4 protein-coding genes are annotated in these 5,873 nt (G+C 66.2%); 2 read left to right on the forward strand and 2 right to left on the reverse strand.

Translation table 11 applies throughout. The annotated features are described in order from the left end of the window. Positions 1-257 precede the first annotated feature (257 nt). Entirely contained in the window at positions 258-1,679 is a 1,422-nt protein-coding gene (ntrC, locus tag IFO71_RS21155; protein ID WP_192031681.1) for a nitrogen regulation protein NR(I), read from the reverse strand. Positions 1,680-1,778: 99 nt separating this feature from the next. Further along, positions 1,779-2,873, reverse strand: a complete 1,095-nt coding sequence (locus tag IFO71_RS21160; RefSeq protein WP_192031682.1) for a two-component system sensor histidine kinase NtrB — start codon at positions 2,871-2,873, stop codon at positions 1,779-1,781. A 121-nt stretch (positions 2,874-2,994) separates the two neighbouring features. Here IFO71_RS21160 and IFO71_RS21165 point away from each other — a divergent pair, with 121 nt between their 5' ends. Both IFO71_RS21165 and IFO71_RS21170 read left to right on the forward strand, forming a co-directional pair. Continuing rightward, a complete protein-coding gene (locus IFO71_RS21165) occupies positions 2,995-4,374 on the forward strand; it encodes a DUF2868 domain-containing protein (RefSeq protein WP_192031683.1) in 1,380 nt (459 codons plus the stop codon). Next, entirely contained in the window at positions 4,364-5,755 is a 1,392-nt protein-coding gene (locus tag IFO71_RS21170) for a GTPase/DUF3482 domain-containing protein (protein ID WP_225444858.1), read from the forward strand. The genes IFO71_RS21165 and IFO71_RS21170 overlap by 11 nt, the downstream gene beginning before the upstream one ends. Positions 5,756-5,873 lie beyond the last annotated feature (118 nt).

Below are 5,873 nucleotides of genomic sequence, written 5' to 3' on the forward strand. Positions count from 1 at the left end.
AAGTAGCCGTTGCTGCGTAGCAGCCGAACAACGCGGCAATCGGCGCAAAGGACCTCAGGGCGAATGCCCTGCGTAGCCGCGCAGCGGCCGAATGAGGGCCGTGCCAGCGCCGAAAGATCGCGAGCACTCTGTTATCTCAACACCATCGGTCGAAACTCTCGCCCCGCTTGGAATTGCCGGATCTTTCGGCGCGACCTCATGAAATATCCGGGTTAGCCCACTCGAAGCGTTCAAGGTTGCTGCGCCAACGACGCCGCCTACGAAGAGCGGCGCTTTCTTGACGAGCCGAGCTTGCGGGTCAGGGTGTTGCGGCCAAGACCGAGCCGGCGCGCGGCTTCCTGGCGATGGCCGCCCGTGGCATCCAGTGCTGATTCCATCAGGATGCGCTCGAAACGTTGGTGGGCCTGCTCGTACAGGTTCTCACCGCCAGCGGCGAGCTCGCGGTCGCTCCACTGGCGTAGCTGGCTTTCCCAGTCGCTCTTGCCCGATTCGCCCGGCGCCGCCGGGCGGGCATTGACCGTGCCGCCCTCCATGGCCGACTCCACATCGTGCACTTGAATCATGTCGTCGGGCGCCAATGCGGCCAGGCGCCAGCAGAGGTTTTCCAGTTCACGCACATTGCCCGGCCAGTCGTGACGCTGCATGCGCTGCATGGCGCGCGGATCGAAGCGCTTGTTGCTGACGCCAAGCTGTCGGCAGGCCTGGACCAGGAAGCGTTGCGCCAACAGCGGCACATCGTCGCGCCGCTCGCGCAGCGCCGGCAGACGCAGGCGAACCACATCAAGGCGGTGCAGCAGGTCGGCGCGGAAGCGGCCCTGCGAGACCAGGGTTTCCAGATCCTGATGAGTAGCGGCGATCACCCGAACATCGACTTCAATCAACTCACGGCCACCGACGCGAAAGAACTCGCCCTCGGCCAGCACGCGCAGCAGACGGGTCTGCAACGGCAGCGGCATATCGCCGATCTCGTCCAGAAACAGGGTGCCGCCATTGGCTTGCTCGAAGCGGCCGGAATGCCGCCGCTGGGCGCCGGTGAAGGCGCCGGCTTCGTGACCGAACAGCTCGGATTCCAGCAGCTCGGCCGGAATCGCCGCGGTGTTCAGTGCTACGAAGGGCTGTGCCGCACGCGGCGAATGGCTATGCAATGCACGCGCCACCAGTTCCTTGCCGGTGCCGGTTTCGCCGGTGATCAACACCGCCAGCGGTGCCTGCGACAGCCGACCGATGGCGCGGAACAATTCGCGCATGGCGGTGGTTTCGCCGACCAGCTCGGGGGCGTCGGTGGGGGCTGGCACCGACGGCTCCGGCGGCGGTCGGCGTTTAGGCTCCAGGGCGCGAGTGGCCATCGCCACCGCGGCATCCAGGTCAAACGGCTTGCTAAGGTAATCGTGCGCCCCGCCCTTGAAGGCGCCGGCGGTACTGGCAATATCGGTATAGGCGCTCATCACCACCACTGGCAGATCCTTGCGCCGCGACTTCAAGGCATCGAGCAGTCCCAGCCCATCCATCTCCGGCATTCGCACATCGGTGAACACCAGCGAAGGCGTACTGGTATGCAAGGCGGCCAGCGCGCTGCGCGCCCCCTCGAACTCACGCACCGAATAGCCCGCCTCGCGCAAGCCCTCAGCCAGCACGAAACGCACCGAACGATCGTCGTCGATCACCCAGATGTCAGCCATGCGCGCTGCCTTCGGCGGCGCCGCGAGTCGGGATTCGGAACTCGGGATTCGCAGTTAGCGGTGCCAGCCCGAGTCTCCATGGTGCAAATAAGTCATCGATCATGCCGAAGCGTCTCCTTCCGAATCCCCAATTCCGAATCCCGAATCCCGGCTTAGGGGTAACAACAAGGTAAAAACCGTATGTCCACGGCGCGAACGGAAGCTCAGTGAGCCGCCGTGTTCGCGCGCGACTTGTTGGGCCAATGCAAGACCGAGGCCAGTGCCTTCGGCGCGGCCGGTGACCAGGGGCAGGAAGATCCGCTCGGCCAGTTCTTCCGGCACGCCATGGCCGTTGTCGATCACTTCCACGCGGATCGCCAGGCGATGGGCGACGTCGCCGATCACTACATTGGTCTCGGCGCGGGTGCGCAGCTTTACTTCGGTGGCGTCGGCCTGCAGGGCGTTGCGCACCAGATTGAGGATGGCCTGGGTCAGGCGGTCGGCATCGGCAGAAAGCTCGGGCAAGGAGGGATCGTAGTCGCGCACCAGGCGCACCGACCAGCCGGCCTCAGCTTCGGCCAGCAGGCGTACGCGTTCGACCGGGTGGTGGATATTGATCGGCGCATGCGGCGAGGCAGGAGCCGGCTCCAGCAGGCGCTGCACCAGACCAAACAGGCGGTCGGTTTCGGCCAGAATCACCTCCAGGTAGCGTTCGCCATCGGGATCGGTGACCCGCCTTCGAAGCAGCTGGGCAGCGCCCTTGAGGCCAGCCAGCGGATTCTTGACCTCATGGGCCAGGCCCTTCAGTGCCGCAGCCAGGGCGCCGGGCAGGAGCAGGGCCGGGTCCGGGCCGGAGAACTCTTCGATCGGATGCAGCTCCAGCTGCACCTGATCGTCGACCACACTGGCCAGCACATGGGCATAGCGGGCCTGGCTCTGGTCGGGGCCGAACTGCACGCGCTGGGCGCGCACGCCATCGGGCTTGGCCCGTGCCCGGGCACATAGCGCGGCCAGATCGGCTTCCGGCCCGGCCAGCAGGTTGACCGAATGACCGATGATTCGACGCAGGCCAAGCCCAAGCCAGCTGCCGGCTGCGATGTTGACCCAGCTGACCCGATCGTCTGCGCCGACCTGCAGCAGCGGCGTCGCCAGCGCATCAAAAAGGTGCGTTTCATTCACGGTAATTGCACCATCTGAGTGCGATGTGGCCAGCATACGCTGACTGCGGATCTCTGTGGAGCGCGACCTCGCGGAGGCCAGAGATGTCCTGCTTTGGATGTGGTTGCATAGCGGCCCTGATATCGTCCTGTGCAGCCAAAGGGAGTTGTGTCGCCTCGTGAGCCTGTTGTCCTTGATTGCCTGCGAGTACCAGCGTTTGGAGGAGCGCCGTGGATTGCGCGCCGATGATCAGGCCTTGGTTGCCCGGTTGCGTGGCTTGTCATCGAGTCCTGTAAGCAAGATTCTGGCCCGCTCCGACGCACTGGCGGCGGCGCGCTGGGGCGCAGGCTGGGAGGCCCGCTTGATTGCCCGCTTGCGCTGGATCGGTGCGCTGGTCTTCGTGGTCGTGCTACTGGCTGGAGCCGGCAGCGCCAGCCTGGTACTGGGTGAGGGCGCGCGGCCGGCCAATGTGCTGTGGCTGGTCGGCAGTCTGCTCGGCCTGCCCAGTCTGATGCTGCTGCTGTGGCTGCTCAGCCTGTTGTGGCGCCCGTCCGAGCAGCGCTCCGGACCGCGGCTGCCGCGCTGGCTGGCCGCCCTGGCCCTGCGTTGGGCCGGCATCGCCAATGCCGAACAACTGTGGACCGCCAGTGCCGGATTGCTGCGCGGCAACCGTCTGCCACGTTGGGGGTTCAGTCTGCTAAGTCATGCCTTGTGGCTGGCCTGGCTCGGCGGCGCGCTGCTCGGCCTGGCCTTCGCCTTCTCGTTGCGGCGCTATGACTTTGTCTGGGAAACCACCTTGCTGGCCCCGCAGTGGCTGCCGCAGCTGATCGACCGGTTGGCGATCTGGCCTGCTCAACTCGGCTTTGCGGTACCCGATGCGGCGCAAGTTGCCGCCAGTGCCGTGCAGCCAGAAGGCAGTGCCGAGGTCGCACAGCGCTGGGCCGAGTGGAGCCTGGGCATGCTGCTGGGCTATGGGCTGCTGCCGCGACTGCTGGCGCTGTTGGTGAGTGGCGGGTGTCTACTCTGGCAGCGTCGAAGGCTGGCCCTGGATCTGTCCCTGCCTTACTACCTGAGCCTGCTGGAGCGCCTGTCCCCGAGTCACCAACGTTTGCAACCACAACATGCCGTTGCACCTGTGTTGCCGCGCTTTCAAGTGGCCAGGGCGCGGGCGGCCAGTGCGGGCGAAGACGAACGACTGGTGCTGTGCCTGGAGTGCGATCCGCCAGCGCTGTGGATGGACAATGATCTGGCTATCGAGCGGGTTGAATCGCGCGAAGAGCGCGCGCTGATGCTGCGCCGTTTGCGCGCCACCCCGGCCAGCCGGTTACTGTTCGTGCTCGACCCGCGACTTTCGCCCGATCGCAGCAGCCTGGGTTTTCTGTCCGAGATCTCGCCGCATACGGCGCAGCTGCGGATCGGCTTGCTGCAGCCGGCCTGCAGCGAGCGACTGCAGGCCTGGCTGGAAGAACTGCAGGCGATCGGTGTGCCAGCCGAGCATTGTCTACAGGATGCCGAGCAGGCCAGGCACTGGCTGGAAGGTGACGATGATGAGCACTGAGCCGCTCAAGCTGGCCGTGGTCGGGCACACCAATGTCGGCAAGACATCCTTGCTGCGCACTCTGAGTCGCGATCCGGGTTTCGGTGAGGTTTCCAGTCGGCCCAGCACCACCCGCGATGTCCTGGGCTGCCGCTTGCTGCTGGAGGGCGAACCGGTGGTCGACCTGTTCGATACCCCGGGGCTGGAGGAACCGATCGCCTTGCTTGAACTGCTCGAAGCAATCGCCGAGCAGGCGCAGCGCGAAGAAAAGCTGCGCATTGATGGTCCGGAGCGTCTGCGCCGCTTCCTGCACAGCGAAGCGGCAAGCAAACGCTTTCAGCAAGAGGCCAAAGTGCTGGCGCAGCTGGCCGAGAGCGACGCCGGTCTGGTGGTGATCGATCTCCGCGACCCGGTACTGGCCAAGCATCGGGATGAGTTGCAGCTGCTCGCCAGCGTTGGGCGCCCTCTGTTGCCGGTGCTCAATTTTGTTGCCGCCGAGCCCAATCACCGACCGCAGTGGATCGATGTGCTGCGACGGGCCGGTCTGCATGCCCAAGTGCAGTTCGATTCGGTGGCCCCGGAGGCCGATGCCGAGCGGCGTCTGTATTCAGCGCTCGCCACCCTGCTCGACAAGGGCCAGCCCGCGCTTCAACGCCTGGTGGAGTCTCGCCAGCAGCAGGCCGAGCTGCGCCGCCGACAGGCTGCACGACAGGCGGCGGCCGTGCTGCTCAAGGTGGCCGCGCGACGCCAGGCCACGCCGCCCGGCGCGGTCGAGGAACGGCAGGCTCTGACTGAACTGACCGATTGGGTGCGCGGCCGCGAGGCGGGGCTGGTTCAAGGCCTGCTCGCCCTGTTCCAGTTCGAAGCGGCGGCCTGCAACGCCCAGCAGTTGCCCTTGATCGATGGCCGGTTCGAGGCCGATCTGTTTGCCGCCGAAGCTCTGAAACAGCTGGGCAGTCGACTTGGTTCCGGCGCCGCCTCCGGAGCCGCGGTCGGCGTGGGTGTCGACCTGATGACGGCCGGCATCAGCCTGGGCGCCGCAGCGGGCATTGGCGCCGTGCTCGGCGCTGGCCTGCAGGCCGGGCGCCACTACGGTCGACGCGCCCTGGGGCGCTTGCGCGGCCGGCTGGAGTTGACGGTTGATGATCGCGTGTTGCGTCACCTGGCCGGCCGTTCGCTGGCCCTGATCCGTGCCCTGGAAGGGCGTGGGCATGGCGCGGTGCAGCCGATCGAGGCGCCCTTGCTGCAGGCAGAGAAACTATGGGCTAAGGGGCTACCGGCGGAACTGCGTGCTGCACGGGCGCATCCGGAATGGGCCGAACTGGATGATGAGCAGCTCGCCGAGGACGCCGACTTCGAGCGTCGTCAGCGCCAACTGGCGGTGGAGCTATTGAACGCTTAGCCCGGATATTTCATGAGGGGGCGCGGATGATCACCGAGGACTTTGCGTCGAGTGCAAGGCGCGACGAGCCCAAGTGGTGGGCCCACTTGGGCGAGATCGGGACGCAGTCCCGCGTAGC

Source organism: Pseudomarimonas arenosa (genome assembly GCF_014841215.1).
Taxonomy (GTDB): domain Bacteria; phylum Pseudomonadota; class Gammaproteobacteria; order Xanthomonadales; family Xanthomonadaceae; genus Pseudomarimonas; species Pseudomarimonas arenosa.

Excerpts from the sequence above, each read along its gene's own strand:
- ntrC (WP_192031681.1), bottom strand. The coding sequence starts at position 1,679 with ATGGCTGACATCTGGGTGATCGACGACGATCGTTCGGTGCGTTTCGTG.
- IFO71_RS21160 (WP_192031682.1), bottom strand. The coding sequence starts at position 2,873 with ATGCTGGCCACATCGCACTCAGATGGTGCAATTACCGTGAATGAAACG.
- IFO71_RS21170 (WP_225444858.1), top strand. The coding sequence starts at position 4,364 with ATGAGCACTGAGCCGCTCAAGCTGGCCGTGGTCGGGCACACCAATGTC.